Here is a 2,587-nt window from a genome sequence, read left to right on the forward strand (position 1 = left end):
AGGAGATTATTTTTATTTATTTTTCCCACACCCCACACCCCACACCCTACACCCCACACCCTACACCCCACACCCCACACCCCACACCCCGCACCCCACACCCTACCCCCAGGAAAAGCTTTTTGCCGCAAACCCTAATTAGGGCAACCATTCCAGTAAAATTCCTAGGGAGCTATCTTTACGGGCGCGGGAATTTTGGGCTTGAATATCGGCGGCTAAACGTAAATTAGAGGTAATCGCATAACCAACCGAAAGAGTAGTCAATCCCACCTCGTTAGCACCCCCCGGTGAGATAAAACTCTGACTGACGGTGATATCTGCTGCCCCCGTGCGAGAAAGGGCTAATTTGAGCTTTAATCCTAAGTTAAGCCCATCGGTGCTGTAATTTCCTGTCTGAATGTAACGATAGCCCACCATGGGAGCCAGATTGACATAATCACCCAAAGGGAGGAGATAGTATTGTAAATTTGCTCCTATTGCCGTCCTTTTGCCGTTAAAAGCCGTCTGATAATCGCCGCTTAGGGTTAAACTGGTTTGACCGAAAAACACATCTTCTACCCCCAAAATCACGCCACTGGAATTATCGGTAGAAGGAAACTCTGCATATCCTAAACGGATACGAGTGCGAAAACTAGGATCGCGGCGAATATCTTCGGCGATATCGGGTATTTTTTCTAACCAACGCTCTAAAACCGGGCTTTCTTGCCGAATTTTCGGGTCTAGGTCTAACTCCGTTTCTGCCCACACCGGACCAATCGCCCCCCATAATAAACCAAGAGCGATCGCATTTACAGAACAGCAAGAGAGCTTAAACATGATCTGCATTATACCCAAGGAGGCAGGAGGCAAGAGGCAAGAGGCAAGAGAAAGAATCTGGCAATAAAGCTTTTAGCTTAACAAATTAGGTTTTAGATTCGGCCTTTGTTATCAGTTATCAGATGTGAGTTTTCAGTTCACTGATTACTGGTTACTGTTTACTGATCACTGAAAAGCCGGCACTCCCCCAAAGGTTACAATAAAAATAAAGATTCAGATTCCCCGTTATCCTTGAGAGGACGGGGGGCAGTAGGAGCAGCAATAGTGGTTAGAATATTAAAACTTTCGCAATTAAGTAGCGCAGAACGGGCAAAACTTCAGAAAAGAGCCGAGTTAGATATTGATAACGCCCTCAAAGTCGCTCAAACGGTCATAGAAACCATCCGCGAACGGGGGGATGCCGGCGTTGTGGACTATGTGCGGCGTTTTGACTACGAAGGTGCGACGGTAGAAAATATCAAAGTCAGCGAGGCAGAATTTGAGCGGGCTTTTCATTTAATTGAACCGGAAGTAAAAACTGCCATTGAACAGGCTTTCCGGAATATTCAAGAGGTACATCGTCGCCAAATGCCGGAAGAAACACTACTGGCAGAAATTGAAACCGGTGTCTTTGCCGGCGAAAAAATCTCTCCTATCCCCAATGTGGGTTTATACGTTCCCCGGGGCCGCGGTGCTTTTCCCTCGATGATGTTAATGTTAGCCATCCCGGCAATGGTGGCAGGAGTGGAAAGAGTTGTCGTTTGCACTCCCCCCGATAAACAGGGCAACGTCGAACCGGTTTCTCTGGTGGCGGCGCAGATGGCTGGAGTCAGAGAAATTTATAAGTTAGGGGGCGTACAAGCGATCGCCGCTTTGGCTTTGGGAACAAAAAATATCAAAAGGGTTGACAAAATTACCGGTCCGTGCAGCGTCTATGGGGCGGCGGCCAAGCGGTTACTGTTCGGTACTGTGGATGTGGGTTTGCCGGCCGGTCCAAGTGAGTCGATAGTTTTGGCCGATGAGTCCACCGATGCCCGTTTAGCGGCCTTGGATTTATTAATTGAAGCGGAACACGGGGCGGATTCGGCGGCTTTATTAGTCACCCACTGTGAAGATTTAGCGATCGCTGCTAGTGAATATGCACAGGAATACCTGCAAAAACTCCCGGATTGGCGACGGGAATTCTGTGAGGCGGGTTTAGCCGCCTATGGGGGCATAATTTTAACCGATAGTTTGCAGCAATCCCTCGATTTTGTCAATGAGTACGCCCCGGAACATCTAGAGGTTTTAGTTAGTAATCCTTTTGCCATTCTGGGCAAGATTAAAAATGCTGGCGAAATTCTCCTGGGAAATCATACTCCTTCCTCTATGGCTACCTACGCCATCGGAGTCAATGCTGTGCTGCCGACGGGAAGTTTTGCCCGTTCCTATTCGGCGGTTTCGGTGTATGATTTTCTCAAGCGCTCCACTTTGGCTTATGTCACCCCTGAAGGCTTTGAAAAGTTAAAAGAAACCACGAAAACTTTAGCCGAGTACGAAGGTTTTCCCGCCCATAAATTAGCAATTCAACACAGGGAAATTTTACTCTAAATACAGGGAATAGGAAACAGGGAATAACTTAGATATGTAGGCAAGCTTATTTTTTAAATTCAGAACGTAGCGACTGTCTTGATTGTCAAGAGGTAATTCAAAAAAACTCAAGCAGTTGCCGTAAAACTCAAAATCTCAAGCCAGAAAAAAGCGCAGCAAAAACTAAGTCGCTCAGGTTAAACCAAAGCAAGCGCAACCCTTG

At 47.1% G+C, this 2,587-nt stretch carries 2 protein-coding genes; one reads left to right on the plus strand and one right to left on the minus strand.

Translation table 11 applies throughout. The annotated features are described in order from the left end of the window. Positions 1-138: 138 nt before the first annotated feature. Positions 139-825 carry a hypothetical protein gene (locus O9300_RS06950; RefSeq protein ID WP_041803978.1) on the minus strand — a complete coding sequence of 229 codons (687 nt, stop codon included), beginning with the start codon at positions 823-825 and terminating at the stop codon, positions 139-141. Positions 826-1,080: 255 nt separating this feature from the next. Here O9300_RS06950 and hisD point away from each other — a divergent pair, with 255 nt between their 5' ends. Next, positions 1,081-2,385: a histidinol dehydrogenase gene (hisD, locus tag O9300_RS06955; protein ID WP_002798851.1), complete on the plus strand. Its 1,305-nt coding sequence runs from the start codon at positions 1,081-1,083 to the stop codon at positions 2,383-2,385. The last annotated feature ends 202 nt before the right edge of the window (positions 2,386-2,587 follow it).

Origin of the sequence: Microcystis sp. LE19-195.1E, assembly GCF_027532095.1 — a bacterium.
Taxonomy (GTDB): domain Bacteria; phylum Cyanobacteriota; class Cyanobacteriia; order Cyanobacteriales; family Microcystaceae; genus Microcystis; species Microcystis aeruginosa.

Coding starts and splice junctions, on each gene's coding strand:
- O9300_RS06950 (WP_041803978.1), bottom strand. CDS start 825: ATGCAGATCATGTTTAAGCTCTCTTGCTGTTCTGTAAATGCGATCGCT.